General features: G+C 58.5%; 13 protein-coding genes. 3 read left to right on the top strand and 10 right to left on the bottom strand.

Going from position 1 to position 17,384, the window contains the following annotated elements; translation table 11 throughout:
- Positions 1–15 precede the first annotated feature (15 nt).
- The 3 genes from ACYVIS_RS06370 to ACYVIS_RS06360 form a co-directional block, all read right to left on the bottom strand.
- The gene (locus tag ACYVIS_RS06370; protein ID WP_460873520.1) at positions 16–918 is read right to left on the bottom strand and encodes a TauD/TfdA dioxygenase family protein; all 903 of its coding nucleotides are present in this window, start codon (positions 916–918) and stop codon (positions 16–18) included.
- Between the two features lie 53 nt (positions 919–971).
- A complete protein-coding gene (locus ACYVIS_RS06365) occupies positions 972–1,943 on the bottom strand; it encodes a tripartite tricarboxylate transporter substrate binding protein (protein ID WP_232741095.1) in 972 nt (323 codons plus the stop codon).
- A gap of 834 nt (positions 1,944–2,777) precedes the next feature.
- Positions 2,778–4,616, bottom strand: a complete 1,839-nt coding sequence (locus tag ACYVIS_RS06360) for a phosphoenolpyruvate carboxykinase (GTP) (protein ID WP_460873519.1) — start codon at positions 4,614–4,616, stop codon at positions 2,778–2,780.
- A gap of 243 nt (positions 4,617–4,859) precedes the next feature.
- Between ACYVIS_RS06360 and ACYVIS_RS06355 the strand changes: the two genes are divergently transcribed.
- Positions 4,860–6,407 (top strand): acetolactate synthase large subunit, encoded by a 1,548-nt coding sequence (locus tag ACYVIS_RS06355; RefSeq protein WP_460873518.1) that lies wholly within the window; start codon positions 4,860–4,862, stop codon positions 6,405–6,407.
- 38 nt (positions 6,408–6,445) lie between these two features.
- Here the strand turns inward: ACYVIS_RS06355 and ACYVIS_RS06350 are convergent, their stop codons facing one another.
- Entirely contained in the window at positions 6,446–7,894 is a 1,449-nt protein-coding gene (locus ACYVIS_RS06350; protein ID WP_460873517.1) for an aldehyde dehydrogenase family protein, read from the bottom strand.
- Between the two features lie 30 nt (positions 7,895–7,924).
- On the bottom strand, positions 7,925–9,619 hold the full coding sequence (locus ACYVIS_RS06345; RefSeq protein ID WP_232741099.1) for a thiamine pyrophosphate-binding protein: 1,695 nt from the start codon (positions 9,617–9,619) through the stop codon (positions 7,925–7,927).
- Between the two features lie 186 nt (positions 9,620–9,805).
- Here ACYVIS_RS06345 and ACYVIS_RS06340 point away from each other — a divergent pair, with 186 nt between their 5' ends.
- On the top strand, positions 9,806–10,699 hold the full coding sequence (locus ACYVIS_RS06340) for a LysR family transcriptional regulator (protein ID WP_232741100.1): 894 nt from the start codon (positions 9,806–9,808) through the stop codon (positions 10,697–10,699).
- Positions 10,700–10,746: 47 nt separating this feature from the next.
- On the opposite strand, the gene ACYVIS_RS06335 is transcribed toward ACYVIS_RS06340, so the two are convergent.
- From ACYVIS_RS06335 to ACYVIS_RS06325, 3 genes are read right to left on the bottom strand one after another with little or no spacing between them, the layout of a single operon-like run.
- Entirely contained in the window at positions 10,747–11,982 is a 1,236-nt protein-coding gene (locus tag ACYVIS_RS06335) for a CaiB/BaiF CoA transferase family protein (protein ID WP_460873516.1), read from the bottom strand.
- The gene (locus tag ACYVIS_RS06330; protein ID WP_232741102.1) at positions 11,979–13,004 is read right to left on the bottom strand and encodes an acyl-CoA dehydrogenase; all 1,026 of its coding nucleotides are present in this window, start codon (positions 13,002–13,004) and stop codon (positions 11,979–11,981) included. The genes ACYVIS_RS06335 and ACYVIS_RS06330 overlap by 4 nt, the downstream gene beginning before the upstream one ends.
- A gap of 9 nt (positions 13,005–13,013) precedes the next feature.
- Positions 13,014–14,165 (bottom strand): acyl-CoA dehydrogenase family protein, encoded by a 1,152-nt coding sequence (locus tag ACYVIS_RS06325; protein WP_460873515.1) that lies wholly within the window; start codon positions 14,163–14,165, stop codon positions 13,014–13,016.
- 454 nt (positions 14,166–14,619) lie between these two features.
- Here ACYVIS_RS06325 and ACYVIS_RS06320 point away from each other — a divergent pair, with 454 nt between their 5' ends.
- Positions 14,620–15,411 (top strand): crotonase/enoyl-CoA hydratase family protein, encoded by a 792-nt coding sequence (locus tag ACYVIS_RS06320; RefSeq protein WP_232741104.1) that lies wholly within the window; start codon positions 14,620–14,622, stop codon positions 15,409–15,411.
- A gap of 40 nt (positions 15,412–15,451) precedes the next feature.
- On the opposite strand, the gene ACYVIS_RS06315 is transcribed toward ACYVIS_RS06320, so the two are convergent.
- Both ACYVIS_RS06315 and ACYVIS_RS06310 read right to left on the bottom strand, forming a co-directional pair.
- The gene (locus ACYVIS_RS06315) at positions 15,452–16,546 is read right to left on the bottom strand and encodes a mandelate racemase/muconate lactonizing enzyme family protein (RefSeq protein ID WP_232741105.1); all 1,095 of its coding nucleotides are present in this window, start codon (positions 16,544–16,546) and stop codon (positions 15,452–15,454) included.
- Positions 16,543–17,382, bottom strand: a complete 840-nt coding sequence (locus ACYVIS_RS06310) for an ABC transporter ATP-binding protein (RefSeq protein ID WP_232741106.1) — start codon at positions 17,380–17,382, stop codon at positions 16,543–16,545. The genes ACYVIS_RS06315 and ACYVIS_RS06310 overlap by 4 nt, the downstream gene beginning before the upstream one ends.
- Between the last annotated feature and the right edge of the window lie 2 nt (positions 17,383–17,384).

The following is a 17,384-nucleotide window of genomic DNA, read 5'->3' as shown; positions in this document are numbered from 1 at the left end:
GCCGTTATGAAGGCATCAATATACCACCGTGGCTTCGGATGCCAGCGCGTGCGCATCGGCGCGGTCAACGTCCAGCGTGGTGGAACGGCGCAATTCGCGGCGTTGCGACAAATCGTAGCGCCGCCCCCGATGCACGGTACAGCGATTGTCCCAGATCACCAGGTCGCCCACCTGCCAGCGATGCCGGTAGACATAAGCCGGCTGGGTCGCGTGCTCGAGCAGATCGGAGAGCAGCACCCGCCCCTCGGCAACGGGCAAACCTTCGATGTGGCTGGCGTGCACCCCCACGAACAGAAGCTTGCGGCCAGAACCGGGATGGGTGCGGATCAGCGGCCAGCGTACACGCGGTATGGCATCGATCTGCTGTTGCGTATAGCCGGTGTCGCCCAGCATGAAACGTGAATGCAAGGCAAAATGCTCAGCCTCCAGCCCTTCGATCTCGGCGAGCAAACCCGTGTCGAGCCCATCGTAGGCGGCACGCAGATCGGCGAATTCGGTTTCGCCGCCGCTGGACGGATTGACAACCGAGTGCAGCATGGAATAGCGAGCCGGAGGGTTCTGGAACGAACTGTCGCTGTGCCACAACTGATTGGCCATATTGTTCACGATACGACGGTGACTGCGTTCCGCTATTTCTCCATCCTCGGCGACATTCGAAATGTCGGCAAGCTCCTTGTATTTCAAACGGGCATGCTGATTGGATGCCTTCTTGAAACCCAGATCGAGCGGCCCGAACGACAGCGTGAATGCCATTTGCTCATCCTGCGAGAGCGGCTGGCCGCGAAACACCAGCACCGCATACCGGTTCATGGCATCGTCGATCGCATCGACCATCTGCGGCGACAAGGGTTTCGTGATATCCACGCCGCTGGCCTCGGCCGCAAACAATGGATGCAAGGGATTTAACTTCAGTGACATGATCGCCCCTTTGGTCTGGTGGAAGATGCGGCAGTACGCGCACTGCCGCGTGCTTAATCGAGGTGAATGTTGCTGTCGTGCGCCACCTGGGTCCAGCGCTGGATTTCCGAACGGATAAGCGCATTCCAATCGGCGGGGCTGGAACCGATGGGCATGACTCCCAGCGAGGCAAAGCGTTTTTTCACCTCGGGCTGCGCCAGGACGGCGGCCACATCGCGCTGAATCTTCGCCACCGCCGGCACGGGCGCGCCGGCCGTTGTGACCAGCCCCATCACGCTGTATACCTTGAAGCCCGGCAGCGTATCGCTCATTACCGGAACACTGGGCAGCGTGGCGTCTCGTTCTGCAGAGGTCAGGGCAATCGCCTTCAGCTTGCCGCTTTCAATATAGGGATGCGCCGAGTACACGAGATCGAACATAAGATCGACACGGCCGCCAAGCAGATCGGTAAGCGCCGGGCCGCTCCCGTTGTATGGAACATGCACGATATCGACGCCCGCCGCCTTCTTGAACATTTCACCCGCCAGATGAGTGGCGGTGCCCAGGCCCGGGGTGGCATACGTGAGCTTCCCGGGATGGCTGCGCGCGTACTTGATCAACTCCGGCAGCGTATTGAACGGCTCGCCGGGCTGGGCCACCAGCACCATATTGGAACGTGCGAGCTCGGTGACTCCGGTGAGATCCTTCAATGTGTCATACGCCATTTTGCTGTGGATCGCCGGGTTGATGGTGTAGGCGCTGATGGCCATGCCCAGCGTATAGCCGTCAGGCGCCGCCTTGGCAACCTGGGCCGTACCGATCATGGTGCCGGCGCCCGGCTTGTTCTCTACCACTACCGGTTGACCCCATTTCACATTGAGGCCATGCGCCACGATGCGGGCAATCGTGTCGGTCGGCCCACCAGCAGGAAACGGTACGACCAGCCGGACCTCATGTTGCGGAAAATCGGCGGCATGAGCCGAGGCTGTCACGACAGGGATCGCCAGCGCCGCAATGGCCGCGGCCAGTAAGCGAGGGAATTTCATCTTGTCTCCTTAATATTTTGATTCTTAGTTTCATTATATTTTAAAAAACAGGCGTGTCAAGGTTTTTTAAAACAATGGATTGAAGACTTTATCCAAAATTAAATTGCATTCAAATCAGAAAATATTCATATTTAATGATATGTTATGAGAAGGATGAAGAGAAACGCACATATGGAAAGCATATGGCTTGCCCTTCCATTTATTAAAATAAAATGATTTATTATTTCAATTTATTCAATTCATAATGGATTGAAATACTTAATTCCAATAGAAAAGCCGCAAATCTGGACATTGATGCGACCCCAGAGGACAATCAAGAGTCGGTGGGTGTATGTACATTACCCGCCTAATTTTCCATGGAGATAACATGGTCCGGCCAGCAGCAATACTGATGCTTTCGATCCTCGCACTCTCCGGGTGCGTTGCGGGCCCATACTCGGACGGCTACTACAACAGCAATTCCGGCCCCTGCGTATATAGCGGAGATTGCATGTACTACGGGGGATATGACGGGGGCTATTACAACCGGTACGACAATCGGTACGACAATCATTACTACAGGGGAAATGACAGAGGGCGCGACAACCACCAGTACAACAGAGGGAATGACAAAGGACACGACAGCCGTCAGAACAGCGGAAACAGGAACAGGGACGACAGGGGGGGAAATAACGCAAGGCCCAACAGGAACAACAGCGGCGCGCTCCTTGGCCGCCCGAGCAATCAAGGCGTCAATAGGCCGACCGACCCGCCATCCATGTTCAATAATTGAAAAGGCTTATTCACGCCGCAGCGGCATCACCTCAAAAATGCAGGTAATGCCGCCCGGCAGCACTACATGCCCAGGCTGCCCCGCAGCCGGCTTTGGAAATTCGCCAGCTCGACCGGCAAGCGATTCTTGAGCTTGCCGAACAGCTCCGCATGCAGGCCGAGCTCCTTGCGCCAGGCGGCGGCATCGATGGCCGTGATGTGCTTGAACTTGTCGGCCCCGAAATCAAGCCCTTCCCAGGTGATGTCTTCGTAGCGAGGAGTAATGCCAAACAGATTTTCCTCGCCCTGCGCCGAGCCTTCGATGCGCTCCAGCATCCACTTCAGGATACGCATGTTTTCCCCGAAGCCCGGCCACACGAACTTGCCTTGCGCATCGGTCTGGAACCAGTTGACGCAGAAGATGCGCGGCAAGGTCGCGCCAGCAGCCTGCAATTTCTCGCCCAGCTTCAGCCAATGCGCAAAGTAGGAACTCATGTTGTAGCCGCAGAAAGGCAGCATGGCGAAAGGATCGCGACGCACTACGCCCTGTGCGCCCGCGGCGGCGGCAGTGGTCTCGGAACCCAGCGTGGCGGCCATGTATACGCCTTCCAGCCAGTTGCGCGCCTCGGTGACCAGCGGCACTGTGTCCGAACGGCGGCCGCCGACGATAAACGCATCGATGGCCACCCCGGCGGGATTGTCCCACTCGGGATCGATGGCCGGGTTTTGCACCGCAGCCACGGTAAAACGGGCATTGGGGTGCGCCGCCTTGCGGCCGGACTCAGGAGTCCAGTCCTTGCCTTGCCAATCGATGCAGTGCTTGGGAGCCGGGCCCATGCCTTCCCACCACACGTCGCCGTCATCGGTGAGCGCCACATTGGTGAACAGTACGTTCTCGCGCAGCGAAGCCATGCAGTTGAAGTTGGTTTTCTCGTTGGTGCCGGGAGCAACCCCGAAATAGCCCGCCTCGGGATTAATCGCATACAGGCGGCCGTCGGGCCCGGGCTTGATCCAGGCGATATCGTCGCCAATCGTGGTGACTTTCCAGCCAGGCAGGGATGCGGGCGGAATCAGCATCGCAAAATTGGTTTTCCCGCACGCCGACGGGAATGCCGCGGCCACGTGCATTTTCTTGCCCTGCGGCGAGGTAACACCCAGCACAAGCATGTGCTCGGCCATCCAGCCTTCATCGCGGCCCATGGTGGACGCAATGCGCAAGGCAAAGCACTTCTTGCCCAATAAGGCATTGCCCCCATAACCCGAACCGAACGACCAGATCTGGCGGCTTTCGGGATAATGCACAATGTACTTGGTATCGTTGCAGGGCCAGACGACATCGGCCTCGCCGGCGGCCAGCGGCTTGCCCACCGAATGCACGCATGGCACGAACTCGCCATCGGCGCCCAGCACGTCGTACACCTTGCGGCCCATGCGCGTCATGAGGCGCATATTGACCACGACATACGGCGAATCGGACAGCTCTACCCCGATATGCGCAATGGGCGAGCCCAGCGGCCCCATGGAAAATGGAATCACGTACAGGGTGCGCCCGCGCATGCAGCCCGCAAACAGCCCGTTCAGCTTTTCACGCATGGCGGCCGGCGCCGTCCAGTTGTTAGTGGGGCCGGCGTCTTCTTCTTTTTCGGAACAAATGAAAGTACGGTCTTCCACACGCGCCACATCGCTGGGGTCGGACCAGGCCAGGTACGAGTTGGGCCGTTTGGCCGGATTCAGGCGATGCAGCGTCCCGCTCTTGACCATCAGTTCGCACAGACGGTCGTACTCCTCTTGCGAGCCATCGCACCATTCGATGCGATCCGGCTTAGTCAGCGCAGCGATCTCTGACACCCACGCCTTGAGGCGTGCGTGCTTTACCCAGCCAGGGGCGTCGGAGGATGGTTTGGGGCTGACTGTAGCGTTCATGGAACTTGCTCTCCTGATAGGTGATGCCATGCAAAGACGCGGGCAAACGCTGCGCCAATGCCGACTTGGGTAGCGGGCGGGAGCTTGGCGCAAGCCAAGTCCGTACGCGATCTGCTTGGGAATAAGCTAATTATTCTAAAGCCTATTGGCGGAAAACGCCCGTCGATACATTTGAGCCGGCATTCAGATGCCATAATCGCGGTTGACAATAGGGTTTCATCACAGGAAATTGAAAGGTTAAAAATGAACGGTGCAGATAGCCTTTGCGACACATTGCTGGCCAACAACGTTGATGTGTGTTTCGCCAACCCGGGCACATCCGAGATGCATTTTGTGGCAGCACTGGACAAGAAACCCCAGATGCGTTGCGTCCTGGGCTTATTCGAAGGGGTCGTAACAGGTGCTGCCGACGGCTACGCGCGCATGGCGGACAAACCGGCCGCCACGCTTCTGCATCTGGGCCCCGGCCTGGCCAATGGCCTGGCCAACCTGCATAACGCGCGGCGCGCGCACACGCCCATCGTCAACATTGTCGGCGACCACGCCACGTATCACCTGCAGCACGACGCGCCGCTGACCACCGATATCGAAAGCCTGGCGCGCCCCATGTCTCAATGGGTGCGTCGCATACAATCCGCCGCCGACGTATCGGCCGCGGCGGCCGCGGCCGTGGCGGCGTCGCATGGCGGACAAGGGGGCGTCGCCACCTTGATCCTGCCGGCCGACGCCGCCTGGAAACAGGCCCCGGCCGATATCCAGCGCGCCACCCTGCCCAGCCCTACTCATGTCGATCCAGACGCCTTGCGCCAGGCCAGCGAAGCCCTGCAAAACGGCCGCAAGACCGTCATCCTGTTGTCGGGCAAGGCTCTGCGCAGCAAAGCGCTCGAAACAGCCAGCCGGATTGCCGCGCGAACCGGTGCCCGCCTGCTGGCGCAGCAATCCAATGGCCGGGTTGAACGCGGCGCGGGACGAGTCATGATCGATCGTGTTCCGTACAATGTCGACCTGGCCGTCAAGACCTTTGCCGATACCGAGCAGCTTATCCTCATCGGCGCCAAAACACCGGTGGCGTTCTTCGCTTACCCCGGCAAGCCTGGCGTGATGACCCCGCCCACCTGTCAATCCATCGCACTGACCCGCCCCACCGATGACCTGACCGAAGCGCTGGAAGCCCTGGCCGATGCGGTCGGAGCGCGCCAATCAGCGGCGACCGTGGCAACAAAAACCGATGCCGGCGAATTACCCACCGGGCCGCTGACGGCCGCCGCCATCATCCAGGCGATTGGCGCCTTGAGCCCTGAAAACGCCATTCTTTGCGACGAATCGGTGAGTTCCGGCAGGGACTCTTTCAAATCCACATTCGGCGCCGCGCCGCACGATTTCCTGCAAATCACCGGCGGCGCCATCGGCATCGGCCTTCCCCTGGCAACCGGGGCGGCCGTGGCCTGCCCGAACCGCAAGGTCATCCTCATGCAAGCCGATGGCAGCGGCATGTATACGCTTCAGGCGCTCTGGACGCAGGCGCGCGAACAACTGGATGTCGTCACGGTTATTTTCGCCAACCGCAGTTATGCCATCCTGCATCATGAATTGAAAATGGTCGGCGCGGGCGAGCCCGGGCATAATGCGCGCCGGATGCTGGACCTGGACCATCCCGCCTTCAACTGGGTGCTCATGGCAAACGCCGCCGGCGTCGAAGCGGCACAAGCGGTCGATGCCAAATCGTTTGTGGATCTTTTGCGCAGCGCCTTGTCCAGGAAAGGCCCATTCCTGATCGAGGCGCTCATCTAGCAGAGTTGGTCGGCATGTGCGGCGTGCCGCCGCTGCCATCATCCGGCCGAGCTATATGCCGTTTTGACAATAGTGTAAAACTCGGCGGCGTAATGCCCTTGTTCCCGTGGGCCGTACGATGATCCTTTGCGCCCTCCGAATGGCAGATGGTAATCCAGCCCACTGGTCGATTGGTTTACCTTGACGATCCCGGCCTGGGCGTTTCGTTTGAAATCGGTGGCGTACTTCAGACTGGTCGTGCAAATACCGGCGGACAGGCCGAACTCCGTGTCGTTGGCAACAGCAAGCGCCTCGTCGTAACCCTTTACCCGCAATACCGCCACCACAGGGCCGAAGATTTCTTCACGAGCGATCCGCATATCAGGCCGCACGTCGGTAAATAGTGCCGGTTGCAGGAAATAGCCCGGAGTCTTGCGGGAAAGCGTATCGCCTCCCCACCGCAAGGTCGCGCCCTCGTTGCGGCCAACATCTATGTACGACAGATCCGTTTCCAGCTGTCGCTCATCGACTACCGGGCCGATATCGGTGGACGATTCCAGTGCATGCCCCACCTGCAAGGTATCCAGACGCCGCATGACTGCGGCGATAAATCGATCGTATATGGCGTCGGTGACAATAAGGCGCGAGGAAGACGTGCAGCGCTGGCCTGTACTATAAAAACCACCGTTTATCGCGCACTCCACAGCTACGTCAAGACTTGCATCGTCCAGAACGACAAGGGGGTTCTTCCCGCCCATTTCCAGTTGCATGCGCTTCATCGTTTCACCACCCACGCATGCAGCGGCAATACCGCGGCCGGTAGGTACGGATCCGGTAAAGCTGATGGCGTCCACATCCCTGTGTGTAGTGAGCAAGGCACCAATGGTACGGCCACTTCCCATGACCAGATTGAGTACACCGGGGGGCAGGCCGGCTCTTTCCAGTATGGAAACTAATGCCCATGCGCAGCCCGGGACGAGTTCCGCCGGTTTGAAGACAATGCAATTGCCGTAGGCAAGCGCGGCGGCGATTTTCCAGGCGGGAATGGCGATAGGAAAATTCCAGGGCGAAATAATGCCCACCACGCCCAGGGGTTCGCGCGTTACCTCTGCATCGCTGCCTTCCTGCAAGCCCGACAAACGTTCTCCGCCAATGCGCAGCGCTTCTCCAGCCATGAAAGTAAATACCTGGGCCGCGCGTGTGACTTCGCCTATGCCTTCAGGCAATGTCTTGCCCTCTTCACGCGACAGAAGGCGCCCCAACTCTTCGCGCCGCGCAAAAATTTCCGTGCCCGCCCTAGCGAGGATATCGTGGCGCACTGCGGGAGTCGTATGCGACCAGCGGGGAAACGCATTGCGCGCGGCCTGGACGGCCTGATCGGCTTGCGAAGCCGAAGCGCGTGCGTACTCTCCTATTACGTCGTTAGTGTCCGACGGGTTGATATTGCGATTGATATCGTCGGAACGAATCCATTGGCCATCGATAAAATTGCCATAATGCGTGTTCATTTTTCTGCGCTCCATTTAATGACGATGGGCCTAACGGCCGGCGGCTATCGCCGATTCGCGTACAGAGGCCAGCGTATAAGAGGGGTTGATCGCCTCGGGGTCGATCAGGCAGTGAATGATGGCGGGCTTTTTCGATGCCAGCGCCCGCTCGAATGCATCGGGAAATTCATCGGTGCTTTCCACTCTTTCGCCATGGCCGCCAAAAGCTTGGGCGTAGGCGGAAAAATCGGGGTTGTGCAGCTGGGTTGCACTGACGCGCCCCGGATATTCCCGTTCCTGGTGCATGCGAATCGTGCCGAACATACCGTTGTCGACAAGGATAACGATAATCGCCAGGCCGTATTGCACCGCTGTGGCGAATTCCTGACCATTCATCAAGAAACACCCGTCGCCGGCAAAGGCGATAACCGTCCTTTCCGGCAAAATACGCTTGGCTGCCACCGCAGCCGGGACGCCATACCCCATGGATCCCGAGGTCGGCGCCAATTGTGTGCCGAATTTGCGAAAACGGTAAAAGCGATGCACCCAGGTGGCGTAGTTTCCAGCGCCATTGCATATTATGGCGTCATCAGGCAGGCGGCTATCCAAGAAGCTCATGATACGGGCCATTTGCAGCCGCCCCGGCGACCGGATCTGTGATGGGTCGCTCCAGGACAAATACTGGCGCCGGCCGCTTTCCAGATATTCGGCTCGCGACGCCGACTTGGGTAAATCCAGCCCCAACAAGGCATCGATGAATGCAGGCGGGCTTGCGTTAATGGCCAGATCGGGACTATAAACCCGCCCCAACTCACTCGGGTCCGGATAAACATGCACCAAAGTCTGTTCGGGCACGGGAATATCGAAAAGCGTATAGCCCTGGCTGGGCACCTCTGACATACGACTGCCGATCAGCAAAACCAGGTCGCTGCGCTTCACGTGTTGCACCAGTTTCGGATCAGGGCCAAAACCAAGATCGCCTATAAAGCTTGGATGATCAGTCGGGAAAAGCATCTGGCGCCGCAACGTCACAGCGACGGGAATTTGCCACTGCCCGGCGATATCGGCCAGTTGCCTGACCGATTCCGCTGTCCAGCGTGAGCCTCCGAGCACAATCAATGGGCGTTCGGCCTGCATCAATAGTATGCGCAGCTGATCGATCTGGTTGGAGCCGGGATAGGCTTCTATGGGCAATACCGGCTGGCCGTCGCTGGCGCCGGTGGTCTGCACCAGCATATCTTCGGGCAAGGCCATGACGACAGGCCCGGGGCGCCCGGATATGGATAAGCGAACAGCACGGGAGATAATCTCGGGGATGCGGTCCGGGTCGTCGATTTCTGTAGCCCATTTTGCCAGCGGCCTGAACATGGCGCGGTAATCCAGTTCTTGCAGCGCATCCCTTTCGCGCATGCCACGCGCTATCTGCCCAACGAAAAGCAGTAAAGGCGTGGAATCGTGGTAAGCAATATGCACACCGGGAGTCGCGTTCGTGGCCCCGGGCGCCCGGGTCACAAAACACGCCGCGGGGCGCCCAGTCAGTTTCCCATAGGCCTCGGCCATCATTGTCGCCCCGCCTTCCTGGCGGCACACCGTGACACTGATATCCGAATCATACAAAGCGTCAAGCACCGCCAAATAACTTTCGCCAGGCACGCAGAACACATGGTCCACGCCATGGATGCGTAGTTGATCGACCAGTGCCCGGGCCGCGATACGTTTTTTTGGAAAAGGCTTTATGTCTTGCATTGTTGTCTCGTGGATAAGATTAGGATTCGGTCCGAAATCCATATATGCTTGTCATCGACGTGTTTCATGATGCACCGGCCGAATATTTAGAATATGAGCCTGCGGTGCATGTATCCAATATTATTTTTTTTTCAATCGATATGATTTGCGTATCGACTCAACATACTGGCTTACCGGAAAGGAAATATGGACTTCCGACATCTTCAGCAATTCGTGGTTCTCGCCGAAACCTTGAACTTTCGCCGCGCGGCGGAAAAGCTGCACATGTCGCAGCCGCCCTTGTCCGTTTCCATCCGCAAGCTCGAGTCGGACGTAGGCGTCGCGTTATTCACGCGCGGAAAAGATGGCGTAAAACTGACCGAAAGCGGTGAAGCCGCGCTGGTGGACGCTCGCAGAGCCTTGTTTCATGCCGAGCAATTTCGCCAGATGGCCCAGGCGGCCTCCACCGGCGACGGAGGGATTCTTCGCGTGGGGTTCGTTGGCTCTACAACTCATTTCATACTGCCCAAGCTGCTGACTCAATTTCGCCAACGCTATCCGGGAGTGCAACTGGTTCTTCGCGAAGCAACGTCGATTCGCATCATGCAGGAACTGGAAGAGGAAACACTGGACGTGGGCGTCGTGCGCGTACCCGTTTCGTCTCATGCGGGCACGCGCCTGCTGTCTTTGCATACCGAGCATTTCGTGCTGGCAATGCCAAAAATGCATCCGCTGGTACAGCGCGCTTCGCTGCAACTGAAAGACTTGTCGGAAGAAGGCTTTATTCTGTACACCGCAACAGACGCCGCGGGCCTGCGCATGGCGGCGATCCACGCCTGCCAATTACGCGGCTTTACACCCCGCGTGGTGCAGGAAGCCGTGCAAGTTCAAACGGTGCTAAGCCTGGTAGAGGTGGGGCTGGGCGTAGCGCTGGTGCCATCGATCAGCCGCCGCTTTGCCAGTACGCAGATTGTGTATAAAACCTTATCCGATTTCCCCGATAGCGCATCGATCGGCATTTCAGTGGCCTGGAACCCCAGCGCAGAAATTGCCGCCGTACGCAACTTCCGTGAAGTGGCCGAACATGTCTTTCCCCAGTAGCACGTAGCCGGCAAAAGACAAGGCCGAAGCCTTATTCGTATTGCCGGCTATTCTATTACACCACTGCCCCGCCATAAGGAAATCTGCTCGGACGAAGCCCGCAGGATGTTTTTTAGCACCGCATCGGTATGCTCCCCCAGCCTTGGCGGCGCCGTAGGTGCGCGTGGTGGCGTACCCCGCAAATTCAGGGGCGAACGCATAAGCCGTATACTGCCGTGGCGCGCGTCGGGTGTATCGACAATAAGCCCCCGGGCTTTTATTTCCGGCGCATCCAGCGCTTCCGGCACATCCCTGACAGAGCCCGCAGGAATACCGGCGGCCCGGATTTTTTCCAGCCAATAGGAATTGGACTGCGTCACCAACACGCCTTCCAGTTCCCGCAATAAGGTGTCCCGGTTCAACACACGCTGGCGATTGCTGCAATAGCGGTTATCCTGCGCCAGCTCGGGCCGGCGCAATACGCCGCACAATGCGGCAAATTGCGCATCGTTGCCCACGGCCAGGGCAAAGCGGCCATCCGAGCTTGAAACGATTTGATAGGGCACGACTGTGGGGTGTCCGTTGCCAAAGCGTCCGGGCCGATGCTGCGCAGCCAAATAACCCATGCCGATATTGGCCAGCACGTTTACCGCCCCGTCCAATAAGGCCAGATCGATCAACTGCCCCTTTCCGCTGTGTCCACGCGCAAGCAGCGCGGCAAGAATGGCCTGTACTGCATTCATGCCCGTAACCAGGTCGGTAATGGCGACACCCAGCTTCATCGGTTCGCCGCCCACCTCGCCCGTTATCGCCATCAGGCCGCTTTCGGCCTGAATCACAAAATCGTACCCGGGCTCAGCGGCGCGCGGCCCCGTACGGCCATAGCCCGAGATCGAACAGTAGATCAATCGCGGATTGAGCTCCGCCAGGGTTTCGTAATCCAGCCCGAATTTGGCCAGCGTGCCTAATCGATAATTCTCGACCAGAATGTCCGCCTCTTGCGCGAGCCGACGCACCAGGGCCTGGCCTTCGCTGTGCTTCAAATTGATTGCCACAGATTGTTTACTGCGGTTGGCGCACATGAAATAGGTCGACTCCCCGTCCAGATCGGGCGGCAGCCAACTGCGTGTGTCGTCGCCTTGCCCAGGAGCTTCTATCTTCCAGACTTCGGCCCCCAGATCGGCCAGCGTCTGCGTACACCAGGGACCCGCCAGCACACGGCTTAAATCAAGAACCCGGATTCCTTCAAGTGGCGCGGCACCCTGCCCCACGGCGGCCCCTGTTGCTGCCTGCTGCTCCGTCATAAGCGTTCCGCTGAAAGTTCGCTGCAAATGAATGCGAGCGCCGAGCTCGAGGTTTTCCGCAACAGCGCCTCGCCGATACGGCCAGCCCAATAGGTTTCATTACCTGCAGCCAGTCGCCATTGGCGCAAGCGCCGCGTATATAACTGCAGGTCATACTCCTGGGTGATGCCCAACGCGCCATGCACCGCATGGGCAATGTCGGCGATCACAGCGGCGGCTTCACTGGCCCGGCTCTTTCCGACAGCGGCCAGCAAAGGGCGCGGCCACCAGTTGGTGCTATTGCAGGCCATTTGCGCCGCCATGCGGGCGGCCCATGTACGCTCGGCCATAATGCTTATCTGACTCTGGACCGCCTGGAACTTGCCTATGGGTTTGCCGAACTGGGTGCGCTGGCCGGCGTAATCCAGCGTCAAGGCCAGGGCTTTATCCGCCGCACCGGCAATCAATGAGGCGTGGCACACCGCAGAAATTTCGGCCAGCTTGGCGCATGGATGAGTCTCTCCGCTTATCCCGTTTGCCGCGCGCGGCCCTTTCCAGCGCATGGCCACATCCAGGCTGGCAGGGTCCGCAATCAACTCAGACTCAAGGTCCGCTCCCCGGGTGGGCAGCAACACAATTTGACTGCCAAGGTCGGCCAGCACCCATTGGGCCGTACGGCCAAATGAAACGGCGCTGCCGCTTATGGAATTTTCGCCGGAACGCATGCCGAAAGCGGCAATGGTAATAGGCCCTTTTGGTATCGGCGCCCGGACATGGTGCAGCCAAGCGCGCGCCAGCATGGTTTGTGCAAAAGGCACCGGTATGGCATGCCGGCCCGCGGACAAAAACAAGGGGAACACCTGGGCCAGCGTCAGGCCGGCACCGCCCGATGACTCCGGCACGAGCGCGTCGAGAAATCCGGAGTCCTCCAGTGCTTGCCATAAAGCGTCAATGCTGGCGCCTTCTTCGATGGCGCGTATTGCGGCGGGCGTAACGATTTGAGCAAACAAGCGCTCGATCGAATCGCCAAAAATATCGTCCATGAAAAATCCTTATCGCAGCCCTAGACCGCGCGCAATGATGCCACGCAGGATTTCACGAGTTCCCCCGCGAAGCGAAAATGAGGGGGCCAATTGCTCCAGGTAAGCCAGGGTTTTCAGCAACGACGCGGACACAGGCGCATCAGGCGCCGAGCCCAGGACCTCGCCAATAAGCCGCGGGATAGCCTGTTCTATTTCAGTTCCGAGATCCTTGACCAGGGTGGCCTCGATAGCCGGGCTTTCCCCTTTGGCCAGCTTGGCCGTCAACGATAGGGACATTGCCCGCAACACAGCCAGCCACGACACAATTTGACCCAGCGTTGCCGCCGCCACGGCATTGCCTGCGTCGTTGAGCCGGCAATGCGCAAGCCAGGTTTCAAGCAAGACCATGCTCGAATACAAGCGTTCGGGCCCGCTGCGTTCGAAAGCCAATTCGGCATTGACCTGGGCCCAACCGTCGCCCTCTACCCCGATCAATGCATCGTCGGGGCACTGCACATCTTCGAAAAAAACTTCCGAAAAATGCGCATCGCCGGCCATGTCGTTTATGGGACGTACGCTTACCCCGGGAAGCTTCAAGTCGACAATGATTTGCGACAAACCCTTGTACCGGTCCGCAGTCGTGCCCGAGGTACGGACCAATGCAATCATGTAGTCCGAGTGCTGTGCATTGGTAGTCCAGATCTTGCTTCCACTCAGCAGCCAGCCTGCCTGGTTGCGTACGGCTTTGGTCCTGATGCTGGCAAGATCGGAGCCCGAATCGGGCTCGCTCATTCCTATGCAAAAGAAAGCCTCGGCCTTGCAGATTCGCGGCAGGTAAAAAGATTTTTGCGCCTCGGTACCGTATTTCAGGATTAACGGCCCGCTTTGACGATCGGCTATCCAATGGGCCGAAACCGGTGCGCCAACGCCAAGCAGCTCTTCGGAAAGTACAAAACGGGCGAAGGCGCTCTTGCCCGCGCCCCCGTATTGCGGGGGAAGCGTTATTCCAAGCCAGCCTCGCTGTGCCAGTTTGCGGCTGAAATCGGCATCGAATCCCATCCAGGACCGCGCCCGAATATCCGGCGCCAACCCAGCCAGGGCGTCACTCAGAAATGAGCGTATTTCAGTGCGCAAGGCTTCGTCTTCAGCCGGAATTTCAATAAGCTCAAGCGTATCTATCATGATTCAAGAGTATGTCCGGCAAGGAACATCAAAACCGGCAGATAGTGCACAGCGCTTGTTCCAGTCGATTCAGTTGTAATAAGCCAGCGGATACTATCGATGTTTCAGCGACTTTGTGTCTAATATTATTTTTTTTGATAGTGATATTGAATTCATATCGGACAGGCTTAAGCTCGTTGACAGCTCCCCGCCGCGCCGTCTTTCGTCACTTGCATCCGTGGGCCGCAAGATCGGCATCAACGCCATGAATCCATCGATATGCTTTGGTTATTGATCTGTAAAAATTTAATATTGGATCGAATTTTCCGGATCTTCTAAGCTTGGCGTCTATTCTTGCCGCCGCACGCGGCGTGGCAAACAGACCAGATTCTCCTGCAGACGCCACGGCAAACCCGCGTCAACCAAGAACCCGTCAAACCACCGCGGCTATGCCGTACATCATAAAGAATCCAGCATGGACCCAATACTGCATTTCGAACAAGACGAGCGCGGCATCGTGACACTGACGATGGACCACAATGAAACTCGCAATGCGCTCACAGGCAACAATATGGTCAAGGAATTTCTTGCGGCGATCCAGCGTATAGAAACCGACCACGCGGTGCGTGCTGTAATCATCACCGGCGCCGGCAAGGTTTTTTCTTCCGGCGGAAATATTGCCGAAATGGAAAGACAGCTCAAACCCGAATTCCCCAGCCCGGCATTGCGCCATGAGTACCGGGAAGGCATACAACGCCTTCCCCTGGCCTTGCATAATCTGGAAGTGCCCACCATTGCCGCAATCAACGGACCGGCTATCGGAGCCGGATTCGATCTGGCCTGCATGTGCGACATACGCATCGCGTCCGACCGTGCCGTATTCGCCGAAAGTTTCGTCAAGCTGGGCATTATCCCGGGGGATGGCGGCGCCTGGTTCCTGCCCCGGCTCATAGGCATGTCGCGCGCGGCCGAAATGACACTTACCGGCGATCCGATAGATGTCGCGCAAGCCGTGCAATGGGGCCTGGTTTCAAAAGCTGTGCCGGCGGAAGAATTACTGGCCGAATGCCGCAAAATGGCGCTGCGAATCGTCGCCAACCCAAGCGATGCAATCCGGATGAGCAAGCGCTTGCTGCGCGAAGGCCAGCATAGCCGGCTCGATACCCTGCTGGAGCTATCGGCAGCCTTTCAGGCGATGGCGCACAAATCCGAAGACCACGCGACCGCAGTGCGGGCATTCATGCAAAAGCGCGCCCAAAAGAAATGAACCATTTCCCCGCGGCAGGCCAGGCAGCGCAAGCGACCTGTTAAATTCGATAGCGCTTGACCACTTGCGGGTCGGGATCGCACCCCAGGCCTGGGCCGTTGGGAATGCCTATAGTGCCGTCCGCGCCGGGCAGGCCTACATCGCCGAACAAAGGGGCTTCCAGCTGGACGCCAAAAACTTCAATACCCCCTATGCCGCCATATGCGCCAGCCAATTGCAAGGTGGCCAGCAGGCCCGGACCGAAATAAGGCGAGTGAGGCGCCATCTGGCGGTGATATTGCCGAGCCAGCTCGGCAACCGCGCCAAATTCGCTGATGCCCCCCATTTTGGTCACACTGGGCTGGAAATAATCCACACTTCCCGCTGCCAGCAAAGGCTCGAACGACACCGCATTTGCGAGGTTCTCGCCCAGAGCGAGCGGGATATCGACGGCCTCGCGCAAACGGGCCAGACCCGGCAAGTCTTCGGGCGGCCATACGGGTTCTTCCAGCCATTTGAGCTTGTATGGAACCAGTTGCGTAGCCATCCGTATGGCCTGATCGGCGCTCCACTCGCAATTGACGTCCAGCATCAGGTTCACGTCGTCGCCAATGGCGCCACGGGCGGACGCAACCGCGTCCACCGTAATCTCATGCAGTTTCAGGCTGCCGAACCCCTGCTTTAGCGCGCGCTCGCACGCGCGCGAGACAACCGCCGGATCAGACAGGCGCATAAAGCTTTTGTAGGCGGGAACAGTATCGCGTACCCTCTGCCCCAGCAACTGCGCCACCGAAACGCCGGCACGTTTTCCGGCCAGGTCCCATAAGGCAATGTCCAGGCCGCTTAATGCATATTGCACCGGACCGCTGCGTCCAAAAATATGCAAGGGCTTTTTCAGGGCCGCCATCAACGCGGAAATATCGCTTGCATCTTTCCCCAAAGCCAATGGGCGCACCACCTCTTCCAGAGCCTTTATGGTCGATGGAATAACGTTGTAGCCGAACGCCTCGCCCCACCCTGTAAGGCCATCGTCGGTCTGGACCTTCACCAGCAGATAGGAAAGACGGGACCAGACAGTCCCTCCAAAGCCGGTAGGCGCGCCGTCATGCTGATACGGAATGGATACGGGTATTGCTTCAATCGAAAGAATATTCATGAATCGGGATGTTCCGTAATATCGTTGGAATGCGGGATTTCCTGGTCGCCGTGGGACGCCATCGCCGAGCCTGCGGCTTCAGTAGCAGGAACTGCGCCGCCGCCCAGGTAAATACGGCTGATCAGCTCTCCTTGTCTGATTTCGTCGGCCGTGCCTTGACCGCCGATTTTTCCGGTTTCGACCAAATAGCAATAATCGGCGAACTTAAGCGCCTCTTTGACCAGCTGCTCTACCAGCAGTATCGCGACGCCCGATTTCGAGAGCTCTTTGGCCACCGTGAGAATCCGATTAATGACCATGGGGGCCAGTCCGCTGGATGGCTCGTCCAGAATGAGCAGGCGAGGTTCCGCCACAATGCCTTGGGCTACGGCCAGGATCTGCTGCTGTCCACCGCTTAACCGGGACGCCATCAGATGGCGCCTCTCGGCCAGTTCAGGAAACAAATCGTAGGCCATGTCCAGCTTGGCGCGGTCGCCGCGGCGATTCCGGGCATAGGTGCCCAGCAGCAGATTGTCTTCGATACTCAGGCCGGTGAAAACCCGATGCCCTTCCAGGACCATGACCAATCCGGCCTGCGCGGTAGCGCGGGCGTCGGCACTGGAAATGTCCTGGCCGCCGAACAGCACGCGTCCGCCTTTTTTTGCCACCAGCCCCGAAACGGCATGCAGCATAGAGCTTTTCCCCGCACCGTTGCGGCCCAGCAATACGACAAACTCGCCTTCATGGATGCAAAAATCGACACCATGGACGACTTCCGCCTTGCCGTATGCAACCTGCAACGACGAAACGTCCAACAAGATGGGAGATGCCGAATGCCCGCGTTCTTCTTTATGCATGA

This window comes from Paralcaligenes ginsengisoli, assembly GCF_054781135.1.
The sequence above is the reverse complement of the archived record's forward strand: the minus strand, read 5'-3'. Positions and strand labels throughout refer to the sequence as shown.